Genomic DNA, 24,535 nt, shown 5'->3' with positions numbered 1-24,535 from the left:
AACCGGCGTCGGGTACGCTTCTCAAGGCGCGGGTCGGTGACAACTTCGTTGGAATCAGACATCTCTTCGCTCCGTAAGCGCCCTGAATGTTACAGATAAAACCGATCAGGTACTGTTGGGAGGGATGTTGACACACAGGGCTTAGCCATCGTTCGGGTACGGCCCCCAATTACCACCGTAACAGGCTTGACGGATCTGGGGGCCTTCATAAACATCACACTCCCAAAACAAAGGTTGTGGTAGTCATTAACGCATTCCTCTGACACGCAGGTTTTATCGCAGCAGTTTGGATCATTGTATGGGCACGTCTTGCAATGTTCAGATTGGCGAGCCCCCTTGTCGGAGAAAACCAAGCACTTTCTAATGCAGTTTTTCTGCTTTTCAGAGATTCCGCATAAACCAGAGATTACATTTACTTTCCAATTCTCGTCACGACACACCTCCTCCGCAGTCTCGTAGTACCTGCAACGATATTTATCGCCCATATTCCTATAATAATCGCACCACGAGTAATCTGGATTCTCCTCAAAAGAGTCACCGTCAGCTGTACCTCTGGGATCAATTCGAGAGACCGGATTTGATCCAACATAAAGATATATATTTACTCCATCTACAATACCGAGAGGGTCGCCTTGCATATATCGACCCAATCCCGGGGAATAGTCTCGCATGAAGTTGTAATTCAAGCTCACCTCCCTCGTCTTCATTTGCCCCGGAAATCTCCACCCATCCTCAACCCCTGTCTGCACAGTTTCCCCAAAAGCCCGCATCTCGCGGCTATGTACTACAGCGCCTCCTCCATTGATGAGCTGCTGCGGCGTCCCCAGATGGTCAGTCTGATAGTAGTAATAGCTGCCGCCTGACTTTCGCAGGATCGGATCGGTGCTCCATAGCCCGTCGGGCGGGAACAGGTAGAAGTCGATGGCGTTGCCCTGCCCGTCAAGCTCAGCCATCAGCCCCTGATCACTGTAAACGTACCAGGTGGTCTCGGGATTGGTTCCGGGCGGGCTGTAGACGGTCTTTTTGACCCGTCGGCCGAAGGGGTCGTAGAGATATTCGGCGATCAGCTTGCCGTTGTTATCCTTGACCGCGCTCATCCGGTTCTCGGCGTTGTATTCGAACGTTCGATAGAGGGTTCCGTCCGGGTTTCTCTCGGCGATCAAGCTGCCGTTGTCATCATACTCGTGGGTGTGCTCGGCGCTGTCGAGCAGCTCGTTGTTGGCGTTGTACTGCCATTCGGCTTCTCCGGTGCCGGTGTCGGTCATTCGGTTCCCCAGCGGATCGTAGGTCCATTCTTCCGCTGAAAAAGTGGGGTACTCGGCTTCGGTGAGGCGGTTGACTTCGTCATAGCCGTAGCTGTAGGTGCCGTGCTCGGTGGCCTTTTCGGTGATGTTGCCGGTCTCGTCCCAGGTGTATTGGTAGTCCATCAAGTTTTGCCCGGCCTCGTCGGTAACCTGAATGGTCTGGTGGCGCTGGAGACCGTCGTAGGTGTTATTTCTCGTCGTGCCGCCCGGGTATTCGACGCGGCTGGGCTGCTGCCACTCGTACTCGCTGTAGGTGATCACGCCTTCTCCCGGGACAACGACCGATTCCAGGCGGTTGGCGGCATCCCAGCTAAAGCCGTATTCGGTGCCGTGGGGCGCCGTCAGGCTCTTTTGCTGGCCGTTGGTGTGCCAGCTTTGCTGATGGGTCTTGGAGAAGTCCGGATAGTTCACGGTTTCTTCGGTTTTGCGGCCCAGGTCGTCGTAAGTGTAGCTCCCACTGAGCGTGCCGTCATCGTAGGCGGTCATGCGCCCTTGTTCATCATAGCTGAAGGTGACGGTGCGCTCGGGGGTGTCGGGCGTTGCGCTTGGGTAGTGGCGGACTTCGATGCGCCTGCCGGCGCTGTCGTAGTCGTACTCGGCGCGGTTGCCGACCGGGTCGGTGCGGCCCTTAAGCTGGCCGGCGGCGTCGTAGGCGTACTGGATGGTCTCGCCCATCGGTCGGGCTTCAGTCTTCATCCGGTCGGCTTTGTCGAAGGTGAACACGTGCGTGTTGTCGTTGGCATCGGTCAGGCCGATCAGGTTGTCGCGGTTGTCGTAGTGGTAGGTCGTGGTGTGGTCCAAGGCATCGGTGGTGGTGACCATGCGCCCGAGCGCATCGTAGCTGAACCCGGTGCTGCGCTCGGCGGGGTCTTCGGTGGCGGGCTGCTGACGCTTTCTAGATAGCGGGATTGCACCGCTTGATCTACCACCGGCTTTGGCCGGCGCACTGACTGTCCTAGTTTCTTTTCGACTATTCCGGGGGGGATTTACGCCGTTCTGGTTGCTGACAGTCCTGACAGAGGAAGCTACGCCACCATGAGCCATAGATTTTTCTGGCAATTTCAACATCGCAATCCACAGAAGACTCTCCTGCCTCGCCTAGAAACTTAACAAATAACGCACACGCGTGAAGCTGAGAACTGTTCAAAATAGAAACTTTTTGTAGAAACCTCGCGTGAAGAACCTCACTCTCAAGATGCGGGTCTAATGAATAGAGAACATTATCCGTTGCTGGAACAGAAGATGAGCTATGTCGATCGGCGGATAGGAACCAAATCATAAACGCGGGAATATAGAATCTGAATGACCAAGCGTCCATATGCGCAAGTGCTGACTCATAACCCGCAAGGCCGTCCTGCAGGAAATCCCTCCACTGCAAAAACTGCGCATACTGAGAATTCAGATCATCTCTAGCCAACACGTAATCGTCTACACGCATTAGCGCATCAAGTTCAGCGACGCCATAATTCGTAACAGGATCGAATGCCCTGAGGATCACTTCCACTACGCTCTCCTTCGTCATTTCCTGCATTATCATTCTGCCTTACTGACTAAGCCGGACCCAAGCTAACGCAAGACGCTGCAGTAGTAGCTATAACCCCAATGCCAACGCTAATCGTCACAGCAGTCTTGACAATAGCCTCTTGACATTGCTCCCCACATATACTTTCATCAGTGTAGGACACCAGGACGCCCATAATCTATAGGAAATCTCCTACAGCTTGACGGGACAGTCTCCGTATTGGCGAGCGTCTCGCCCGGCGCCAGAATAGAGACATGACCTATCCACGCAGCCAACAGGTCAGCGACGACGAACCCGGCTTCTTCCACGCATAACGGCATTCAGCACTCGCTTCTTGCGCGTGCCGCGCAAACCGCAAGTACTTCATTGCCTATGCTGTGTCAGCCGATGCGTCCGGCGCGCCTTTCTCTGCGGCCGTGACGAAATCACCGGAAAGGACTTCGAACACCGACGTCAGTGGATCGAGGATCGAATCTTCAAGCTCTCCGAGAGCTTCGCTGTTTCGGTCTACGCCTATGCCGTCATGTCGAATCATTTCCACGTAGCTCTGCGTAGCGCTCCCCAGATGCCCTGGCAGTGGTCGGACCGAGAGGTTGCAGAGCGCTGGCTGGCCGTCTTTCGAGGATCGATCAGTAATCGCGACGATCCGGCGTGCGTGGAGCGCGTTACGCTTGCCCTCCTCGGCAACGTCGAGCGCCTGGAGGTCATCCGCCCCCTCTGTCAGGCTAGTGTGTCGCCTCCCCTAGAATAGTCTCTAAGAGGGGGGCGAACAGGAGCTGACAGTGAAATACTCAGAAGAACGCAGAAAGGCCGTTCTGTCGTGCATGGCTTACGTCGATCTGAATCCGGTCCGCGCCGGAATGTGCGAGACACTTCGCGACTCCGAGCACACTTCCGTCCGGCACCGGATCGAGTCGACCCGATCTGCCATCGGGAAGGCACTTGGCCGGGGATCAAAGAATCAGCCCCTCAAGCCCGTCGCCGGGCTCGATAGCGACACGCTCTCGGAGCTGACTGAATCGAGCTATATCGAACTTGTACGCTGGACAGGGCTGCAGACGCATCCAGACAAGCGCGGCAAACTCTCCGCAGCCGAACAAGCCCCGCCCGAGGGTCTCTGGAGCGTCGCCAGCCATCCCCGCGAGTGGATGCGACGTGTCCAGGGAACCGAGAGCCACTACTACCGGGCGATCGGCTCAGCTGAAGCGCTGATGCTCAAAGCCGCCGATCTCGGGCAGCGTTGGATGAAGGGCGTGTCCGGAGAGTTCGCTCTCAAGAAGCTGCGAGAACAACCGCTCCCCTGGTAAGCCCTCCAGAAGCCACAATCCGGTCACTCCCAGGCTCCCGCGTGGGCGACTGCGGGCAAATTCGGCCCCAGACAGGATTTTCACAGCCCAGGTCACAGAATCACTTCACCGCCAGCGACTTTCCCGGCTGATCTGGCCGTCAAGAACTGTTGGGCGAGAGGTATTCAGTCGCGGAGATCATGGCTGTCCCCGTTTTTCCCCCGTTTTTACCGTTTTCGCCTTTCGCGAGTTTTAACGGACAGTAGCGACCTAAATGTTCAAATTGGGGTAGTGGCCCAACAAGCAACTCCTGAGCCTTTGCCTGTCTTCCAAGAACCGTTTTTCTACCGCCTTAAATCTTTCCCACCTAATCTGAGCAAATTCCTCATCACGCTCACTACAGTATTTGTTTTCGCTAGCCGAAGTTCGACTCAAGGACGTGAAAAAATCAACATACTCTTCCTTGCATACCGATGTGCAAACTTCATAAATCTTATCCATTGCTTGATGCAGACTAAAGGACGAATAGGGACGAGATTCGCATAGACTTCCCCGGTCAGCAGGAGTCGAAGCCACCTCTGGGAAAACCATTTTTGTGTACCCCTCCTCAGTGAAAAGTCGATCGCACTGGGCCTGCCGATCCACACAGGCTACTACTAATAAAACAGCAAAGACTAGAAAAAATGCTTTATTCATGAAAGCTCCTCGGGCTTACCATTTACCTGATCACTTACGTTTCTCAGCTATTGAAAAGAGCCGCTGATAGCGTCAATTTTTCTGCTCATGCAAAGCAAGCCCGGTCTGTCGACGATGGCCTTGGGGCGGCCCCTGGGCGTGTCCTACAACACGGCTTGGCTGCTCAAGCGCAAGCTCATGCAGGCCATGAGTGAGCGCGATGACAGCAAGCTGACTGGGTCGGTTCAGGTTGATGACGCCGTCTGGGGCGGTGAGCGCCGGAGTAGCAAGCGCAGTCGCGGAGCCGCCGGGAAGAGGCCGTTTATGGCCGCCGTGGCTTGGGGGGCCGATGGCCGGCCTCTGGTGATGCGGATGACGCCGCTGAAGGCATTTTGCAGCGACTCCATCGACCGCTAGGCGCGCCAACACCTTTGTCCGAATGTGGAAGTAAGGGATGACGTGCTGCCATGCCTCCGGGCCATCGTCGAGACCTGCTCGCATTGGAGCATTGCCACTGGAGGTGCGCCGACCAGTGTCGAGAAGCCGGAGTTTACCTAGGGAAACACCATGCTCGGCAACGTCAAGGATGCCACCCCGGGAACCTATCACGTCATCCATGGCAACCATTTTGGTCATTATCTCGGTGCGTTCGCCTACCGGCTCACTCGACGCTTAGAGCTCAATCGAATGATCAACGACTGGCCTACGTGGCCCGTCGCGCGGCGCCGTTGCCAGAATGGCCGCTACGACGCCAGAGGTACATAACGTAATCGGAGGCTATTATAACCTTGGCACCCTACACATTAAATCGATATCTATTACGTCCGGGCCTATCCGCTCCATACACTGCCTAAACTCCTCAAACACCCACTGTTCATTATCCCGGCAGTATCCTTCCGCTCCTCTCAAACAATTGCCCAGGCACTCCTGATTGAAGCTTCCTTTCTGTTGTCTTTCAGTCCGCGCCCCTTCCCAGCAGGTCTCTTTCCGGTCATGACACTCACCGTTCACCTCTAATAGGTTTTTAAACTTAACTCGCTCGCACCTACTGCGCCTCTTTCTTTTCCACCAATTAATAACGTCATCCAGTCGACCAACCCCCTCACATGCAGCCCACCGAATGATGACCCCCGTCGCAAGCCCGTATGGGTCCATACTGAGCACTACATTTTGATCAGCGTAAGTATATAGATTAATACCTCCGTTCAACCCAATGGGATCACTTTTCTTATAGCGCCCTATATCTGAACTATAATTTCTAAAATAGTTGTAATCCAACCCAGTCTCCCGGGATTGAAGCTGCCCCGCAAACCGCCACCGATCCACCACCCCATTCTGCTTGGTCTCTCCAAACCCCCGCATCTCTCTGGTGTGCACCACGCTTCCGGCACTGTCAATAAGCTGCTGCGGCGTCCCCAGATGATCGGTCTGATAGTAGTAATAGATCGAGCCAGATTTGCGCAGAATCGGATCAGTGCTCCATAGCCCATCGGGCGGGAACAGGTAGAAGTCAATTGCGTTGCCGACCTGGTCGAGCTCGGCCATCAGGCCTTGATCGGTATAGACGTACCAGGTGGTCTCGGGGTTGGTTCCGGGTGGGCTGTAGACGGTCTTTTTGACTCTTCGGCCGAACGGGTCGTAGAGGTAGTCTGCTATGAGGTCGCCGTTGCTGTCTTTGACCACACTCATGCGGTTTTCGGCGTTGTATTCGAACGTTCGATAGAGGGTTCCGTCCGGGTTTCTCTCGGCGATCAAACTACCGTTGTCGTCATACTCGTGAGTGTGCTCGACGCTGTCGAGCAGCTCGTTGTTTTCGTTGTAGTCCCACTGCTCGCTGCCGGTGCGGGTGTCGGTCAGGCGGTTGCCCAGCGGGTCGTAGGTCCACTCTTCGGCTGAGAAGGTGGGATATTGGGCGTCGGTCAGGCGGTTGATTTCGTCGTAGCCGTAGCTGTAGATGCCGTGCTCGGTGGCTTTTTCGGTGATATTACCCGTCTCGTCCCAGGTGTACTGGTAATCCATCAGAACCTGGCCGGCCTCGTCGCTGACCTGGATGGTCTTGTGGCGCTGCAGGCCATCAAAGGTGTTCTCTCGGGTGGTACCGCCGGGATACTCGACGGTGGCCGGCTGCTGCCAGTCGTAGTCGCTGTAGGCGATCACGCCCTCGCCCGGGATGACGACCGTCTCCAGGCGGTTGGCTGCATCCCAGCTAAAGCCGTATTCGGTGCCGTGCGGCGCCGTCAGGCTCTTTTGGCGGCCGTTGGCGTGCCAGGCCTGCTGGTGGGCTTTGGAGAAGTCCGGGTAGTTTACGGTTTCTTGCGTCTTGCGGCCCAGGTTGTCGTAAGTGTAGTTCCCACTCATCGTGCCGTCATCGTAGGCGCTCATGCGGCCGCGTGCGTCGTGGGTGAATGTGACGGTGCGCTCCGGGGTGTCGGGCGTGGCGCTTGGGTAGTGGCGCACCTCGACTCGCCTGCCGGCGCCGTCGTAGTCGTACTCGGCGCGGTTGCCGACCGGGTCGGTGCGGCTGGTGAGTTGCCCCGCGCCGTCATAGCCGTAGGTGATCGTCTCGCCCATCGGGCGGGCTTCGGTGGTCATCCGGTCGGCTTTGTCGAAGGTGAACACGTGTGTATTGTCGTTGGCATCGGTCAGGCCGATCAGGTTGTCGCGGTTGTCGTAGTGATACGTCGTGGTGTGCTCCAGGGCATCGGTCGTGGTGGTCATTCGGCCGAGCGGATCGTAGGCGAATTCCGTGGTCCGCTCGGCCGGGTCTTCCTTGGCGATCTGGTTGCCCCGGTCGTCATAGGTCGTGCGGGTGGTCTGCTCGCGCCACTGCGCGCCTTCGAGCCAACGGTCGGTCTGGGCAACGACGCGGCCGCGGCGATCGTAGGTCAGCAGTCGCTCGAAGGTTGGGTACTCGATCTTGAACGGTTGGTGGCGTGCGCCCTGGCCAGCACCGGGCTCTTCGGGATAGTGGAAGACGGTCTCGTTTCCGGCCCCATCGCTGATCTTCTCCAAGCGGCGGTCGGCATCGTAGGCGTAGTGGGTCTGCTTGCCGGACGGATCGGTCTCCCGGGTCCGGTTTCCGGCAGAGTCGTAAGTGTAGGTCTGCTCGCCGTCGAGCGCATCGATCACCTTCTCCAGCCGGTCGGCGTCATCGTAGACCTGCTCGGTTTCGGTCAGGTCGGGGTGGATGATACGCACCCGGTTGCCGACTTCGTCGTAGATATAAGTGGTTGTCTCCAATTCCGGGTTGGCTTCGCTGGTGAGATTGCCGGCTTCGTCGTAGGTGTAGGTCGAAGTCCGCTCCAGGGGATCCGTGCGCGTGAGCACGTTGCCCATTACGTCGTGCGTGCGGTTCTCGACGCCATTCTCCGGGCCCGTGATCTGCTCGAGGTTACCCTTGTCGTCGTAGGCGAAGCTGGTCTCAGCGGTCTGGGTTTCCTCGTCGCCGAGGCGGCGGATGAGCTCGAGGCGGCCTAGCGCATCGTATTCGAACTCGATAACACGCTCAACGGTAGTGCCCTCAGCTTCGATGGTGCGGATTCGGTTGCCGTTGGCGTCGTACTCGTGACGCGTGACAACTCCGGCTTCGTCGATCTCGCGGATGACGCGCGAATGCGAGTGCTCGTACTCGGTCACCGTCTGGGTGCCGTCCGGATAAGTCACGCCGGTGAGATTGTCGAATTCGTCGTAGTGGTAGGTAGTGGCGTGACCGTTGAAATCGAAGTGGACGCGATCCCGGCCGTCCTTTTCGACACGCTTGACCAGTTGGCCGTTGACTTGGCGGCGGACCAGCTCGCCTTCGCGGTCGTACCAGGCGGAGGTGATTCGCCCGCCCGGTTCGGTGGTCTTGAGAAAGAACTGCCGCTGGCCGTTGAGGTAGTCGAACTCATAGGTCGTCGTGCCCGCACCGGGGCGCTCGATGGTCTGGATGCGCCCGTCGGGACGATAGGTCATCGTGGTGGTGCGTTCCAGCGGGTCGGTGCGGCCTGACAACTGACCGTCGCCGTTGTAGGAGTAAGTCCAGTCGTAGCCGCGCACGTCGGTCACGGTATCCAGGCGGCCGTCCTGCCAGGCATAGGTCACGAACCGGCCAGTGCGGTCAGTCACGGTGTGGAGGTTGCCGTTCTGGTAGGCCAGGGTCAGTGCGACATCGCCATTGTGGTCGAGGACCTGCTCCAGGCGGCCCTCGGAGTCTCGCGAGAAGGTGATCGTAACGTCATTCCGGTCACCGTAGCCGATCAACCGGCCTTCCTCGTCGTAGTCGATCCAGTTGCCCTGTCGGTCATACCAGCGAAGACCGTCCGTCGTGGTTCGAATGCGCATATTGGGGCCGAACTTGAATCGCTCCGAATCGGAACCCACCGGCTCGTAGACGTCGTTGTTGCGCTTGATGCGGCGGATCGTGCCGTCGGAAGCGTTGTATTCGATGTCCAGATCCGTCCAGTGGCGGTTGAACTGCCAGCGACCGTCGCGCCATTCCCGTTCCCAGGTGACGTGGCCACCGAGCACCTTGACCGACAGATCGGTGACCGTGTCAACGTAGCGGCCGGAAGTCGGTTCGATACCGGCTTGGGCCGACAGGCACAGTCCGGCAAGCACGAGGCCAACAACCGCCCCGAGGGGCGCAAACTTAAACTTCATTGACACATTCCTTTCTTGCTACTCGATTCCACGCCTGGCAAGGCGCATTTCACCCTCGGCCGCCCACCATTGGCGGCGGATCGCTACTGCCACCGCCCTCGAAACCATCGCCAGGTCCACCATTAGGGCCACCTCCCCCACCGCCGCCGCCAGAGCCACCCCCTGCACCGCTGGAACCGCAGCAGTCGTCGCCCTCACAGTCCGGAGCACAGGTACTGCCGCCAAGCTCGCTCCCCCCGCCGCTGGGGCCACCCCAGCCGCCGACGCCGCCGGATCCCGGAAAGCCGATCTGGTCATAGGGAGTGGACTCGCCGCCGCAGGAGTCACCCAGGATCTTCGAAAGAAGATGTCGGGCAAAGCCGTCATCCTCGGTGCCGTCGGCGCATTCATAGCCGTAGGGACATTCGAACGAAGTGCCGTAGCTGAAGCAGCCGCCCGCTCCACCGTCGTCGGGCGGGAAATCCTGCTTCGCGATAACCCGGTAGGGAACGATCACGCTTTCCTGTGCCGGCAGCAGTTCGGGAATTTCGGCCAGCAGCTCGAAGCGGAAGTACTGGTCCTCGGGGGGTGGATTAACGGTCAACGACTGGGCGCGGATGAGACCGTGGTTGGTCAACTCGAACTGGGTAACAAAGACGTCGCCGGCATTCATGTCCGGAAGCGTGCGGTGCATCGGCTGGGCCGTCACGACGGCCCCGGGCACGTTGGTTTCGAAAATTGCGGAAAGGTCGATCTCGTAGATGTCTTCGATGGTCGTCTCGGTCACCGACCACTCCACGTTGACCAGGTTGTAGGACAGGAACACGGATTCGGGCACGGTGATTTCCGGCTGAATCTGGATGCGACCGTTGACCGCCTGGTGGTCCGGTGCGGAAACCCGGTAGAGGTACTGTCCCGCCGGCACGTTCTCCAGGAGCAGTTCACCGAACTCGTTGGTATAGCCTTCGTGAATTTCGCTCAGGACCACTTCGTTCTGAAGTCGCACGCGAGCACCCTCGAGGCCTTCGATCGGGTCTCCGTTTTCGTCGAAGGTGGCGGTGTAGATATCCCTGGCGTGGAACAAGGCTGCACCTTCTCCGGATTGCGTAACCGCAATCTGGATCGGCACCTCTCCGCCCGATGCATTGGCCGAGGTGACCGACAGCGAGTACTGATCGGATGCACTGGGCAAGTCGGCCGGCGGGCTGACCGAAATCGGCACATCCAGCTGCTCGCCCACATCAAGATCTCCCGCTGCACCGTTGATGCCAAGATTGATCCAGCCGGGCGCGGGATCATCGTTGGAATCGAGCAGCTGAAGGTTGATGTCTTGAGCCGTGGCGTAGCCCTGGTTGGTCAGGGTGACGATCTTCGAGCGGGTCTCGCCCTGCGCCAGGCCGAAACCGAGCTGCGGCGGATCCGGAACCAGCGCAGGTTCCGCGGCCACGAACTCGAAATTAATCGGCAGCAAACCCTGCTTCTCGCCAGCAGCCTCATCGCTGGTCAATCGCAGGTAGAGCGTGCCGCTTTCCGGCGCACCCGATGCCGCCTGGATTTCCACTGCCAGATTCTCGCTGTGGCCCGGAGAGAGCTCATCGATCGCTTCCCCTGTATCGACGGAGACTTCCGGTATGAGAACGCCGTCGACCTGGTCTTCAGCCAGATACGCCATTCGCACGTTGCTGGCAGTCGTTCCGGGGCCTGCAGTGACTTCCACCGACAGGTCCCGCGCCGTGTCATAGGGAAGCGCGAGATTGAAGCCGGTGGGACTCATTGCCAACCGCTCGATGGTGAACGAACCCTGGACGGGACGATCCAGGATTTCGGGATGAACGACCGAGACTTCGTACACGCCGCCTTCGCCGGGCAAGGGCTCGAACAGATACTCGAACTGCCCGCTATCGCCGGCTCCCACCTCCACCTGCCGCTCGAAGCCGGCGCTTGAGATGACGAGATTGAGCGGCACATCATCGATTGGCTCGTCGGTGGCGCGCTCCACGGCCCGGCCTTGGATCAGGACCGGATCGAGTCCTCGCGAGGACTCCGGCGAAATCGTCAGCAGCTCTCCGTAGTAACTGGTATCCACGAGCGTCGTCTCGCGCTGGACGGTCAGGCCCGGAAGCTCGAGCTCGTCGTCGGCCTGGCCGAACGCAAAATAGAGCGCGTCGATCTCCAGCTCGACCCGGATTTCATCCGGGGCGCTCGCCGGAACGACCAGATCCTGCCAGCTCGATGTCCAACTTCCGCCGACCGGAATCCGGGCCACCGTGTAGCCGCTGGGCAGGGTCACGACGTTTTCGCCCAGATACTGGCTGAACGCATCGACCGCGAGCACGTTGCCCTCTTCATCGCGCAGCTTCAGCCGCAGGTCCGGGGATGGGTTGCCGCCGTTGTCCCGGGCGGTCAGGATCTCGATTTCCTCGGTCCCCGGGTTCTCGATTCGCGCGCGCACGCGCCCCGCGCCGCCGCGGGTGAACGTCTCGGTGATCAACGTCACGACGAGCCCGCCATTCTCCACCGGCACCGAAACGTCACGCCCGATCCGCGTGAGCTCGTTGGGCTCCGGCTGGTATTCCAGATAGAGCTGGCCGGACGCCGTTTGTGGCAAATCCGGATAGCCCGGGACCGGCACGCTGATCGCCTGCTCCGCCCCGGGATCGAGCGCTACCGGCTGGGAACGGTGCTCGATACCGTTGATGTCCAGCCGCGCCGTCAATCCGACAAGGGTTTCGCCAGACAGGTTCTCGACCGGCACCTCGACGCCGCTGATCAGGCCCTGGCGGATGCGAGCCTGTTCGGCGATGCCGAAGTCGACATTCGGGAGCAACAAGTCACGGCCCACGCTTTGCTGGTCGTTGCCGTCGATGGCGAACACTTCGTAGTGCCGCCCACCTCCGTTATAACCGCCATCGGTAAAGTTCGGCTCTGTCAGCAGTTCGGGGTTGAGCTTGAAGGCACCGCCGCTCGACTGGGCGTAGAGATCGAATCCGGCCAGCGTCGTGGCATCGTGCGACCAGGAAATGGTCGGTGCTTGATCATCGAACTGCTCGATGGTCAGACTGGACACAGGCAGCAGGTTGAAATTGAGGTACTGCGGCTGGGATGCTTCCGACTCGTTGCCGGCCACGTCCACGGCGGTGACGGCATAGGTGTGGTCACCCACTACCGGATCGGCATCCAGCGCCACCGTTTCGGGGATATCGCTCTGAATCGGATCGATCTCCGGAATGGAGATGTCGGGATACTCGCTGGAACGATAGAGGTTGTAGGTCACCTCCTCGTCCAGGGGAACGGGCGCCTGCCACTGGGCGACGATGCCCGACCCGGTCAACTGCAGATCGAGCGCGCTCGGGGCCGGCGGCGCGACCGAATCGGTGGTCACTTCACGCACATTACCGGGGCCGCTGATGGCCTCTTGCCCATTGACCTGGCGAACGCTGACGACGGTGTATTCGTAATCGCCGTCGGCCGGCGGCAGGTCGATGGACTCCAACACGAACACTCGCTCGACCGGCATGAACTCACTCCCACCGGCCTGCCGGCGCCACACCTCATACGCCGCGGCATTCTCGACCTCGCTCCACATCAGGCCGACCTGCCCGCCCGGCAGGGGCCAGGCATCGATGTTGGCCGGCGGCGGCAGGGGCGGCAGTTCGTCCTGATAGACCTGGAACTGATTGGCCACCTGGTCTGCGCTTCCCGCATTGCCCAGGTCGTCGGCTGCAGTCCACCGGAACGTGAGGGTCTCGGCCTCGAATTCCCCGGCCGATTCGGGCAGGGTCAGTTCTGCTTCCCACGCCAGTCCTGTCACCACGCTGAGTTGATCGACCGGATTCCAGACGTCTGGCTCGGCGCTCAGCGAGTACTCCAGTAGCGCCTCATCCGGCCCCGTCACCGGCTCGACGAGCTCGAGATCGATGGCCAGCGAAGCCGGCGTCGAGTTGTCGATCGGCGAAGGCGGATCCACGCTCAGCGACTGCAGGTCCGGTCCGACCGTATCGATCTGAATTGTGGCTCCGGAATCCACCTGGGTACCGCGATTGCCAACCAGATCACGCGCGGAGAACACGGCCCACGCCGTACCCGAGACGGTGGCATCGGTGATCTCGAAGCTGCCGCGGTATAGCTGAGGCTCGACCTGGAACAGGTCGACCGACATCGGCACTCCGCCCTCGGGCGTGACGCTCAAAAACGGCGTCGTCAACAGCGGTTCGGAGACACTGACGTCGACCGAAACCTGGCCGGGGCCGTAGCGGCCGCTGACCGGATCGAAGGCGCCGTCGCTGGTATAGAGAATTCCGGTTGCCGACGGCGGCTCGCGGTCCGACACAGCGTCGACCATTTCTGACGGCGGACTTAGATTGCCGGCTTCGGACTCGGCCACTACGCGGTAGAAGTAGCGCTGGTCCGCCGGCGTCAGATCGATGAACTGACCCGCTTCGATCGGGTTGTCGTTGACTGTCGTGGCCTGGCCGATCTGATCGAATGGCTGCGAGGAACGGTAAACGTGATAAACGATTCCCGGAAGCCCGGCCTGCCACAGAATCCTGATCTCCCCGGCCTGTCGCGGTGAGGCCGACACACTGGTTGGCGCGTCCGGCGCATCCGTGTCGAGAGTGACCTGGACGACCGCGCTCTCGGGCCCGACCACGCCGCGATTGTTTCTCGAGACGGCGGTCAGCTCGTTCGCCCCTTCCTCCAGCACAATAGTCACGGAAAACTCGCCGCCCTCATCTGGCGCCATCCAGTCCGACAGGGCCGATCCGCCCCGGCGGACTCGAACCTCGCTCGCCGCATCGGCAGTTCCGGCAACCTCGAGCGTCTCCTGGTTGGTGACCAGGCCCGATGCCGGATTTGTGATCTGCGGTGCAGGGGGCGGCCCCAGTTTGATTTCCACCGGCACATTGACAACCGTGGTATTGCCAAGCGTGTCGACCGCCGTCAACGTGAGGGTGTTGGGGCCATCCGATTCGGCCTCCAGCGACCAGGGGGCAGAAAACGGGCTTCCTCCCGTATCGGTTACGTCCAGCGGGCCCTGGCTCGCGAAATGCAGGCTGGCGACGCCGGATTCGTCGGTCGCTGCCACCGAGATCATTCCACTGCGAGTGAGGACGGCGCCCGAGTTTAGCGGTGCCTCGCGATAGAGAATCGCGGAAATCATCGGGCCGTCGGTGTCGGCCGGCGGCGCCTCCATGACCTCGATAGTGACCGTGGCGGTATCGCTCAGGCCCTGATTGTCCACTGCCGCGTACTGGAACTGAACGACGCCGACAAAACTGCCCGGCGGCGTATAGACAAACCCGCCATCGGATCGGAGCGACAGCGACCCTTGCGAGGGATTGCTCACAAACTGCGCGCTGATGTTGTCGCCGTCGGGGTCGCTGTCGTTTTGCAGTACGCCGTTAGCGGCGGTGACCACGAGTTGTTCGCTCTCGGTCACCTGGTAGGTGTCGTCTTGAGCGACTGGCGGATTGTTGACCGCGCCGATATCGATAGTGACTTCCGCCGGCAGCGATGTACCTTCTGGAACCTCAAGGCGATAGAAGAAAGTATCAGTGCCGGCGCTACCGTCCGGAAGATAGGTAAATCCACCGTCGGACTGCAACGACAGCTCACCCAGAGTGGGCATAGTCTCCAGGGTGATGGTCGGGGCATCACCGGGGTGCAGGATGTCGTTGGCAAGCAGGCCGGCGGCTGCATCGACGATCAACGGGGTATCGTTTGGCGTCGAGTAGACGTCGGCAACGGCATCATTGCGCTCGCTGACGTTCAAAGTGACCGTCGCGGCATTGCCCACCGCTTGGTCGTCGCCGGCAGAGTACTCGAATTGGTCGACTCCGGCAAAGTCCGCATGGGGGGTATAAGTGAAACCACCATCGGATTCCAGGGCAAGACTACCGTTGGCCGGCAAGGTCCTCAGTACCGCAAACAACGGCCTGCCGGTATCCTGGTCGTTGGCGAGGAGGCCGTCCTCGGCATTGACTGAAAACGCGCGGTTGGCGACGGCCTCATAGCTATCGGGCACAGTCACCGGGGCGCTGGCATCATTGTCGTCGACCGTGAACACGCGGTCGCCTGGCGGCACAAACGGTATGAGTCGATCACTGGTTTGCAGAACAACCTGACGTTTTTCCGCCGCCGCATCCGCAGCGACGGTGAGCTCGAACTGCAGGCTGGTGCCGTCGGCGGCGACTTGAAGGCTCTCGAGCACAATGCCATCGGCGGCCTCTACGCTGGCCGCGGTGACCGCCTCCAGCCCTTGGCCCTGCACGGTCATCACTGTCTGACCACCCCGCGCAACGGTTGGGGGCACCAGTGATCTGGCATAGCGGCCCCGGGCGACACCCACCGGTCGCGAGAACAGCGGTAACGACGCGGGTTCCGTTGTGCCGGTGCGGGTCACACCAACCGGCGGCGAGATCACAGGCGACCAGATGGCGGATTTCTCGATGATGTAGAGGGTATTGGCGGGTTCAGAGCTGGCTGAGCTGTCCTCATTGATGCCCAGAATCTGGACGACGCGCCCGCCAACGGCCGCGGACGAAGCGGCCAGCAGCCTCAGCGTTGCGCGGGTATCGCTGTGAACACTGTAGTCCTGCACGATGATGCCTTCCCCGGGCAACACAATCGCGCCCTGGGATTGCGACAGGTTCTTGCCCTGGATGTGAATCGTGCGCGCCACGCCATCGCGAACCTGGAACGTGGGCGTCAAGGCATGGATCTGCGGCGGTGCGGCCTGAATCTGGAGTAAACCGGGCGCCGGCAGACTGCGTTCCGGCGTTTGCAGGCGGATCCGCCGATCGAACAACGGCGCACTGCTGTCGACGGCAATGTCAACCGCAACGGTGCTGGCGGACACCGTCAGCGACCCGCCATCGACGCTGACGCCGTCGCCCGGTTCCACCACCACCTCGCTGACGCCAGCGAGCCCCTGGCCCTGAAACGTCAGCGTGGCGGATTCTCCACGCAGCAGAGCCCGAGGCGAAAAGCCCAGTACCACCGGGCCTCGCGACACACCTGTCGGCAAGGAATGCAGAAACCGGGCAATGCCTTGTTCGGGCGTTTGGCGCGTCACGCCAAGCGACACCGAAGTAAGCGGGGCGAAGGTGCGCAGCGATTCGGCGACCACGCTGAAGGTATTGGATGGTTCGGGTATATCCGAGGAGATCGCGCTTCGGGTCTCGACCTGGACCAGGCGCTCACCCAGGGGCGCCGCAGCTTCAACGCTGAACCGGGTGGTCACGACCGTCCCTTCGGGATTTGATGTGACCTCTTCGCTCAATACCACGCCATCGGACGGGGTGATCCGGACATCGGGCTGCGGGTTGCCCAGATCCTGGAGCGTAAACGGAAGGCCGCGCAGGTGCTGGCCACGAATCAGAAGTTCATAGCCGCCGCCGCGCGGCACCAGAGTGGGGTGAACGCTTTCGATGACGGGAGCGGGTGCAGTAACCAGGATTTGATCGACGTTGGCTTGAACCTTGGGAATACGATGGCCCGAACCATCGAAAAGCACCACGCGACGAAGCCCCGGCTGGGCGGTGTCATCGACCGCGGCCGAAAACTGCAGCGATTCGCCGTTTGCGGCGATCTGCAGACCGGTCAGCACAATGCCGTCCGGCGGGGCGACAGCGGCCGAGGCGACCTCGTCAAGCTCGAAACCGGTGACGGTGACGACCTGCCCGCTGGTATCAATCGCCAGCCGATCGGGATTGACCGCCGTGATGCCGGGGCCTCGCAGGGCGCCGAGCGGAGGCGCGATCAGAGTGCGATCGATCGGATCTGGCGGCAGAGGCTCCTTGATGACGCCGACCTGTGCTGACCAGTTGTTACGCCCGACTGCGATTTCGGATTCTCTGGTGACGCCGAGTGCGGCATTGACGAACACATCGCCCGGCTCGAGTTCGTAGGGTAGCCCCTGGGTCCCAGAAACGGGCTTCGACGAAGCCGCGCTGGCCTCGCCGGATGGCCCCTCGGCAACCGCCGCGGCCACCACGCACAGGCCCGCGATAATGGTCACAACAACCGGCGCCGCAAACACGCCCTGAAGTCTCGTCAGTTTAGACCGCACGCCCTTGATCTCCCTGAAAACGCGACGGATTCAGGACGACGGCGGAGGAACGATAACGGAGCGACCGTTTTCGGTAATCAGCCGGGTGCGCGCTGTCCCATCCATGCTGGAGGCCAGCTCAACGCGTACGACGGGTTCACCGCCGGTAAATCGCGACAGCGCCGTGCTTTGCTGCTGGGTCGTGCTGAAGCTCAGGGTGGCCAGAAGAACGCTCGGACCGTCCGGGATATCAACGCTTGCCGTGGCTGTAGCGCTGGCCTCCGAGCCCTGCAAGGCCGAGGAGGTCACGGACAACGGATGACCCCGGGGCGGGCTGACGGTCACCGAGACGGTATTGCCGACCGGCACGTTGGTGGTCTCGAGCCCGACCTCCACCGGATTGGGCGCGTCCGAGGGCAGCACGATATCGCCGTGGCCCGAGGGCTCTGCCGGCGCGGCCGTTCCGGCCACGTTCGCGATGCGGATCGTGGGCACGCCGCTAATGACGAGCTGGCCGGGTTCTGCTAGGGAATAGGCCGGATTGGAGGGGCCGCTGAAGGTGAAATTCTCGGCCTCTAGGCGAATGCGGCCTTTGCCACCATGCGCATTGGGCCAATTGCTTCCAGTGTACAAACCAGTTCGACCGCCTGTCGCTGAAACCGAGCCGTTTCCGGCCAGGTTGGTTGCGATCAGGCGGATTCCGCCGCCGGAGCCACCGCCGCCGACGCGTCCCCCGGCACTCAAGCCATTGCCGTGACCCATATCACCGCTGCGGCCGCCGTTAGCGACTATCTCGCCGCCGTCGGCAATCGTCAGCGTGCCAGAGACTGCAAGCAGCAGGGCGCCGCCCCCACCGCCGCCACCGCTGCCGCCGGTGCTTTGCCGACCCGCGCCGCCGGAGCCGCCCGAACCGCCGACCAGAGGCAGCAGGTCGTCGTTTCCATAGGTAGGACCAGACGCCCCGTTACATCGATTGTACGATACGGATCCCGCCGTGCCGAAAGACCCACCAGAACCGTGACAACTGGTGTGAGTGAGATAGCTAATCGTGGGAAACCCACCCCCCGGACCGATACCCGCCTGAGCGATTCGCGGGCTGTCTGCCTCGGTCGAATCATCGGCCATACCGCCGCGTCCACCATCAAAGCCGCCCGGACCGCCTTCACCCGGCAGCCCGTCGTCGCCCAGGTTGCCATCGCCGGCGCCGGCGCTGGGCGGCGCGTCCGATCCGCTGACGTCGATGGTGCCGTTGATCGTGGCATCGCCGCTGACCAGCAGCGTCACCGGCGTGTTGAGTGCGTTTTTGGAGAACGTCACGGAAATGCCGGCGGGTATATCGATCGACGTGTATTCCAGAATGCCGTCGGGAGGCAATTGAACCTCGGTATCGACCGCCGGATTCAGCGCGCCGTCGGCGCCGCCGCTTCCGCTGTCAAACGCCAAAGTCAGTTGCGAGACGAGACCCGCCACAATGATGCAAAGCAACTGTAATGCAATACGCATGGTTTTCTCCCTATACGCGTAAATAGTCATAGCATGTGAATCCGCACGGCATCGGAGCTTGCCGCAAACTTGATTCCTTCACCGTCGCGGTGCTCCGGACCATAGCCCGTTGCCAGGTAGGCCGAAGGAACCGGATCGAATCGTTGTTCCTGGGCATCGAGGATCACCCAGCGATCGCCAACCCGGACTTCTGCCCAGGCGTGGAAGTCGAACGGACCCAGCCGCCTGTCTTCTTGCGCCACGAATCCGTTGACTTTTCTGGCTTCGATGTCCAGCTCTTCGGCCAGCGCCACGGCCAGCGCCGCATACTCGCTGCAGTCACCGGCCCGTTTCTCGAAGGCTGTTTCCGCGCCGCGGTCGATTGGGTCATAGCCGGTGTATTCGATTTCACTCACCAGCCAGTCGTAGATCGAACGCGTGGTATCCATCACCGTCTTTCGTTCAAGCCGCCGGGCAAGCGCGGCAATGCCCGTGCTTCGCAAAGCCGCCCGGGATTGATCAGATGAGGGCAGATGCGTGCCCCGCAATCGAGCGTTCCGGTGGTCGTCAGCCATCGCCATGCGAGCGCGAAACCGGATCTCGCGACGGCCGAACGGCGGAATCAGCGGGACGTTTGCGCGAACTTCACCATCCCGGCGATGGCCATCTGTTTCGAGAAGCGGAACGTTGGCTTCCAGCGATACCAGACTTTGCTGCCACGACCTGCGCATCGGCGCAAAGGAGCGAACCTGGATGTCTCTCAGCGGCTCATTGGTTGTGTTTTCCACGCCCAGATGCCAATAGACCACGCGCTCTTGCGGGTAGTGACTTGTCGGCTCGTGCATCAACAGCCATGCCGTGATTGCCGTCGCCACGGCAATCAGCAGCACTGCGCCGACAGGCCACCGACCTTGAGTGACTTTGTTTATCAGCCGCATGGAAGCCCTCCGACGCGACGGCGCCCCTGAACAAGCCGAGCGTGGCGGTCAATCTGCTGTTTAATTGTGCCGCGATCACCATCCATGTAGAAAACGGGCCGGCCAAGCTGCATTGAAGCGCGGGTTGCCGCTTCACCAACCTTCGCTGAATCATCGCCGGCCAGAACAATGGTTGCATCGTTCTCCAAAGCCTGCGCCGCAGCCCATTCAGTCACGTCGTTTATCGACCGGGGATCAGTATCAAGTAGCTCGATGCCGCCGCCGGCAAGGCCTGCCGGTGCAGACGACAATCCAACCCACACCAATACGCTGCCAGCACGCTCCCCGAAAGCGGCCACCTGCTCGACGGGAACCGCCAGCAAGCGCTTCAGTTCAGGTTCTTCGATTGGCTCGGGCTGCGTCATGGCAATGCCCGCCGCGCCGTGTCGCACGACACGAACCCGTTCGATTTCAGAAAGCTTCCAGCGCGCAATGCGGCGGACAATCTGATCATCGTCGTAGCCATTGCCGAAAACGTAAACACGGTGCTCGGTGCTGCGCGCGAGCACGCGCAATTCGAGAAAAGACAACGGCAGCGCGCCTTCAGGTTGCCAACGCGACTGTCGGGACGGCTGGCGGATGTCAAAGATTCGCGCGCCCGACGGAATTTGCTTCAGCGTTTCGGGCGCCACAAAATCCGAGCGTGAAGCCGGCGGGCTCGACACCGACGCAGGTTCGACTCCGGGTTCAGGCCCGGCTTTCGAGCAAGGGGTGTCGGCCACGTCATCGGCGGCGACCGCCCGGCTTGCGACCACGACCGAAGCCAGAATCAGCACGAACAACCCTATGCTTGCCAGCACTCGAATCACGGCTGTTCATCCTCGAAACGATCAGAAAACAGCGCATCGGTCATCTGAAGGAACCGGGTATGGAAGCCAGCGCTCAGAATCCAGGCGCTAACCGATTCGTTCCCCTGGCCGCGGGTGGCGCTGGTTTCAACGTCCTGGTCGACCAACAGCCCCGGGCCGCTGTCCATACACAGCCGCAGCCATCCGCCGCCGCTGTAGGTTCGAGATCGCAGCGAGCCGAGAATCACGGCGTCAGTGCCGAAGATATCGAGCTCGGGTGAGACGCTGCAGCCACTGTCCCAGGGCCAGGCGACGAGTCCATCCGCCAAACTACTCCAGCCAATCGAACCGGCTCCCGAGGCAAACTGTCCCTGGCCTCCATCGAGGGCAATCCAGCCAACCGACTCGGCGCTACTGATTGCGCCATTGATCACGCTGGAGCGCTCCAATGCGATGCGGGCCTGGCCGGCGGTTACGGAGTCAACCGCTACCGTCAGCCACGGCGAAGACGGCGCTTGCGGCAGCGCATTCGACTCATTGGCCAGCCCCTGAAGCGATGCGAGAAACACCGGAGGCGCGGCGAACTCGCGCTCGAACTCGACATCGTTCCAGCTACCGGGCGCTTCGGCCGACTGCACCGCATCGACCAGTGCGTGACCCGCTGCCAGGCTTGCGCCGCTGGGCAGACGATGCGATCCCGGCGCAACCGCGAGGTAGCGAATTTCGGTTTCTGCCGATAGCCCGAATTGTTCGGGTGGCTGGACCTGGACGGCTTCGAACCCGGTGGTGGTGACGTTGCGGATGCGCACCGACGCCGGATTCATCTCCCCGGCGTCGGGAAGAATGACCACCACCGGCAGCTCTTCAAACGGATGCGAGAACGCGATCGACGCAAACCCGCTCGTTTCGGAAACGGCCGGCAGCGTGACGGTTCGCGCCTCCATACCCCAGGTCTCGCCGGCTCGATGCAATACCTCGACCGTGGCCGCGGCGCTGTCCGTCCAGGCGGTTTCGCCCGCAGTTGCTTCGAACTGGACCTGATAGAAGTATTCTCCGGCTGTGGTAGCCGCGCTGTCTTGGCCGAGGATTCCCAGCGATTCGCCGCTTTGCCAGTTCTGCGCGTTGAGCACGATTTCAGACACGCCGGGCTGACCCCAGGCTGGTTGATCGCTCTGGACAGACACCGTGACCGGCTCCAGCGGCTCGGCCGACAACGACACCGTCAGTTCGGCGCTGGAATTCGGCCCCGCCGTCGCCAGTCCGCTGCCCGGCGTGATAATGAGAGATGCCTGTTCGTCATCGTTGTTGACTGCCTCCAGCGGCGAATGAGTCAGCCCATCGAAGGCCGCATCCTGGCTGGCAGACGGCCCGATCTGAATTTGATAGACAACATCGCCGTCAAGCAGCAAGTCATCTTCCCCCGACACCGTCACCGTTTGCGGCTGATCCCAATTGTCGGGATCAAAATTCAGTGCAGCCGGCGCAACCGTGCCTTCCTGCGGATTTGAACTGATCAGCGGGACCGAAACACTACTGTCCGGTTGCTGGGACAGCACAACGGTGAACTGGTCTTCAAGCCCATCTTCGCTAGTTGTCAGTGGCAGATCGGCAGCGACCAGCAATTCACCGCCGCCCGAAGGATTGGTCACCTCGATTGAAAAGACCTGCTGATCGGACGCCACCCCGTCAGTAACCGAGACCTGCGGATTGTAGACCCCGGTTTGATAAACTTGTGGCTGCCAGCTCAGCGTCGCAGTACCACTTCCGCCATCGGTCAGGCTGGCGCCTTCGGGTAGGGGGTCAACTGAGAAAACAAGCGTATCACCATCCGGGTCGGAAGCCGCGAACTGGACTTCGAGCAACTCGCCTACTGCAATCGATTGTGCGGCAACCGCATCGAGTTCGGGCGGTTGATTGCTGCCGCCGGTGACAGCGTAGGTGACCTGATATTCGCCCGTCGAGTTGACGTCGAACAGATGAAGCTGCGAAACCCAATTACCATCGACTTTCGACCGCCGGGTCCAGTAATTGACCGGCAGCAAATTCTTGCCGTCGGATCGCCAGACCGAAGTGATTTCACCGTCGCCGCCGCTCGGATCGGGCAGTAAGGAGTAAACCGGGCCGGATCGCTCCGGGAAGCTCAATTCGTAGATCTTCTGGTTGGCCAACTGCTCGACCAACTCAAGCACCGATTGCGACGAGACATCCTCGGCCGGTGAATCCAAGCCGCTGGACTCGAATAACGCCAGCGTATCGCCGCCGTTGGGACGAGCCAGAAAGTCACGGCGACTGTCACGGCCAGGCAGATCATTTCTCACCAGGCCGACAAGCGTGTGGGTATCCACCCGGTCTATCAGGGAGGTCAGCTCGCCACCCAGTGAATCGCTGTGATAGTAGTCCGCTTCAAAGGAGATGAAGTGGCCGTAGAGCGAAACCAGCATCGACCAGATTGCAGTCGCGCTCTCCCCGGCCGGCAAGTCGCCGAACTCCGCCAGTAGACTGTTGATAACCTCGCCGTCGTTGACCTGCGTGTTCAGAAGCTCGAAGTTGATCAGCAGGCCCTGATCGTTGTCCACGATTTCCGGCTGGGCCGACTCGATTGCCAAACTCTTCGCCGGTCCGAAGCCGGAATTCTTGATCCGCACGGCCAGCGGGAACGACACCGGAGCTTCCTCTTCCGGGGTGAGCGGATCATCACCCAACACCTCGTCGGGCAGGAAATAATCCAGGCTCAACCTTGGCATCGGCTTGACCTGGATGAAGTCCGGTGCCACCTCAACCGTCTCGCTTTCGCCCCCGTAGCTGTAAGAAAGCGTGGCGCCGACCCGGAACAGTTGTCCTGCAGGCAATTCCCCACCGGCCCCCGGCGCCGGAATGATCAACCAGTGAATATCCGCCTGCGCGCCAGCATCGATTGACCCGTTGCCGCTGATGTCCCCATCGAGGCCGGTTGTCTCATCTTGTGTAATGAAAAAAACTGCGTCGGTATTGTCCGGATCCGAACTGGCCAGTACCGGGTTGTCGTCGGCGTCGAGAAACCAGACATTGATCTCGATGTCTTCCAGCGCCGTCGTGTCAAGCCCATTGGTGATGCGCATATGCGCGTCGAAGGCCTGACGCTCGAGAGTCAGCTCTTGTTGAATCTGGATACGAACAACCGAGCAGACCGTCTCCTGCGCGTGAGACGCTCGTACAACCCCCACCATAATCAGCAACCCAACGAGCCAGAATCCCCAACTGACTCTAATCGGGGGAGGTGAATACCCCAACATAGAACCCAATTTCCGTAGATCAAAGGGCTCCCTCAGGAGCTCAAACAATCGCGGACGATACTTGGATGCCGGATCCCTCAATCCAGCAGCATCTACTGATGCCAGAAGACAGGACTTGAACTACAGCCCTAAATGCCAAACCCACGCCGATGATTAATCTTGGTGTCGACGGTATAGTCAAACACATCTCTTGTCAACTGCCGCATTGGGATACGCAACACACCGGCCGCCCGCAAATCATACTCAGGCCGGCTTTAGCGACTCCGGGGTGCCGGCCAATGCTCACGCTAGCGAAAACCTCTACAATCCTGATCAAAATCGCCCAAAAGCCACGACGCTTAAAACCCGGCGCCCGACACGGGAGATATGGACAAGCTCAAACCCCGCGAGCCTGCATTACCACAGCGGTTGGGCCTGCTGTCAACCCAAAGTAGAAATGTCCCCTTTTCTCCAAAGTAGAAATGCCCCCTTCGTTTTCATGTGATGCAGTCGGGGTAGGCTCGCTTCCAGGGGTGGTCGGGTGGTGGTTTGTAGGCAGGCTTTGCGGCTTGCTGCTGTC

The 24,535-nt window shown here is 60.6% G+C and carries 12 protein-coding genes; 3 read left to right on the top strand and 9 right to left on the bottom strand.

What is annotated here, in order from left to right:
• Nucleotides 1–89 precede the first annotated feature (89 nt).
• The 3 genes from ACEWQ0_RS03360 to ACEWQ0_RS03350 all read right to left on the bottom strand — a co-directional run bounded on the left by ACEWQ0_RS03360 (nucleotide 90) and on the right by ACEWQ0_RS03350 (nucleotide 3,367).
• On the bottom strand, nucleotides 90–2,348 hold the full coding sequence (locus ACEWQ0_RS03360; protein ID WP_476484484.1) for an RHS repeat domain-containing protein: 2,259 nt from the start codon (nucleotides 2,346–2,348) through the stop codon (nucleotides 90–92).
• Nucleotides 2,275–2,835 (bottom strand): DUF6714 family protein, encoded by a 561-nt coding sequence (locus ACEWQ0_RS03355; RefSeq protein WP_476484482.1) that lies wholly within the window; start codon nucleotides 2,833–2,835, stop codon nucleotides 2,275–2,277. Before ACEWQ0_RS03355 ends, ACEWQ0_RS03360 begins: the two co-directional genes overlap by 74 nt.
• A gap of 361 nt (nucleotides 2,836–3,196) precedes the next feature.
• The gene (locus ACEWQ0_RS03350) at nucleotides 3,197–3,367 is read right to left on the bottom strand and encodes a hypothetical protein (RefSeq protein WP_476484481.1); all 171 of its coding nucleotides are present in this window, start codon (nucleotides 3,365–3,367) and stop codon (nucleotides 3,197–3,199) included.
• Between the two features lie 241 nt (nucleotides 3,368–3,608).
• Here ACEWQ0_RS03350 and ACEWQ0_RS03345 point away from each other — a divergent pair, with 241 nt between their 5' ends.
• From ACEWQ0_RS03345 to ACEWQ0_RS03335, 3 genes are all read left to right on the top strand, one after another.
• The gene (locus ACEWQ0_RS03345) at nucleotides 3,609–4,133 is read left to right on the top strand and encodes a hypothetical protein (protein ID WP_476484480.1); all 525 of its coding nucleotides are present in this window, start codon (nucleotides 3,609–3,611) and stop codon (nucleotides 4,131–4,133) included.
• A 738-nt stretch (nucleotides 4,134–4,871) separates the two neighbouring features.
• Complete coding sequence (locus ACEWQ0_RS03340) at nucleotides 4,872–5,204, top strand: IS1595 family transposase (RefSeq protein ID WP_476484483.1); 333 nt, start codon at nucleotides 4,872–4,874, stop codon at nucleotides 5,202–5,204.
• A 150-nt stretch (nucleotides 5,205–5,354) separates the two neighbouring features.
• Nucleotides 5,355–5,552 carry a hypothetical protein gene (locus tag ACEWQ0_RS03335; RefSeq protein ID WP_476484479.1) on the top strand — a complete coding sequence of 66 codons (198 nt, stop codon included), beginning with the start codon at nucleotides 5,355–5,357 and terminating at the stop codon, nucleotides 5,550–5,552.
• A 15-nt stretch (nucleotides 5,553–5,567) separates the two neighbouring features.
• On the opposite strand, the gene ACEWQ0_RS03330 is transcribed toward ACEWQ0_RS03335, so the two are convergent.
• Genes ACEWQ0_RS03330 through ACEWQ0_RS03305 form a run of 6 tightly spaced genes read right to left on the bottom strand, consistent with a single transcriptional unit; the run spans nucleotide 5,568 to nucleotide 24,024 of the window.
• A complete protein-coding gene (locus tag ACEWQ0_RS03330) occupies nucleotides 5,568–9,428 on the bottom strand; it encodes an RHS repeat-associated core domain-containing protein (RefSeq protein ID WP_476484478.1) in 3,861 nt (1,286 codons plus the stop codon).
• 49 nt (nucleotides 9,429–9,477) lie between these two features.
• Entirely contained in the window at nucleotides 9,478–17,478 is an 8,001-nt protein-coding gene (locus ACEWQ0_RS03325) for an Ig-like domain-containing protein (protein WP_476484477.1), read from the bottom strand.
• Nucleotides 17,479–17,508: 30 nt separating this feature from the next.
• A complete protein-coding gene (locus ACEWQ0_RS03320; protein ID WP_476484476.1) occupies nucleotides 17,509–18,990 on the bottom strand; it encodes a hypothetical protein in 1,482 nt (493 codons plus the stop codon).
• Nucleotides 18,987–19,877 carry a transglutaminase-like domain-containing protein gene (locus tag ACEWQ0_RS03315; protein WP_476484475.1) on the bottom strand — a complete coding sequence of 297 codons (891 nt, stop codon included), beginning with the start codon at nucleotides 19,875–19,877 and terminating at the stop codon, nucleotides 18,987–18,989. The genes ACEWQ0_RS03320 and ACEWQ0_RS03315 overlap by 4 nt, the downstream gene beginning before the upstream one ends.
• A complete protein-coding gene (locus ACEWQ0_RS03310) occupies nucleotides 19,868–20,725 on the bottom strand; it encodes a hypothetical protein (RefSeq protein ID WP_476484474.1) in 858 nt (285 codons plus the stop codon). Before ACEWQ0_RS03310 ends, ACEWQ0_RS03315 begins: the two co-directional genes overlap by 10 nt.
• Entirely contained in the window at nucleotides 20,722–24,024 is a 3,303-nt protein-coding gene (locus tag ACEWQ0_RS03305) for a putative Ig domain-containing protein (protein ID WP_476484473.1), read from the bottom strand. The genes ACEWQ0_RS03310 and ACEWQ0_RS03305 overlap by 4 nt, the downstream gene beginning before the upstream one ends.
• Nucleotides 24,025–24,535 lie beyond the last annotated feature (511 nt).

The sequence above is a fragment of the Wenzhouxiangella sp. YN9 genome, from assembly GCF_056324165.1.
The sequence above is the reverse complement of the archived record's forward strand: the minus strand, read 5'-3'. Positions and strand labels throughout refer to the sequence as shown.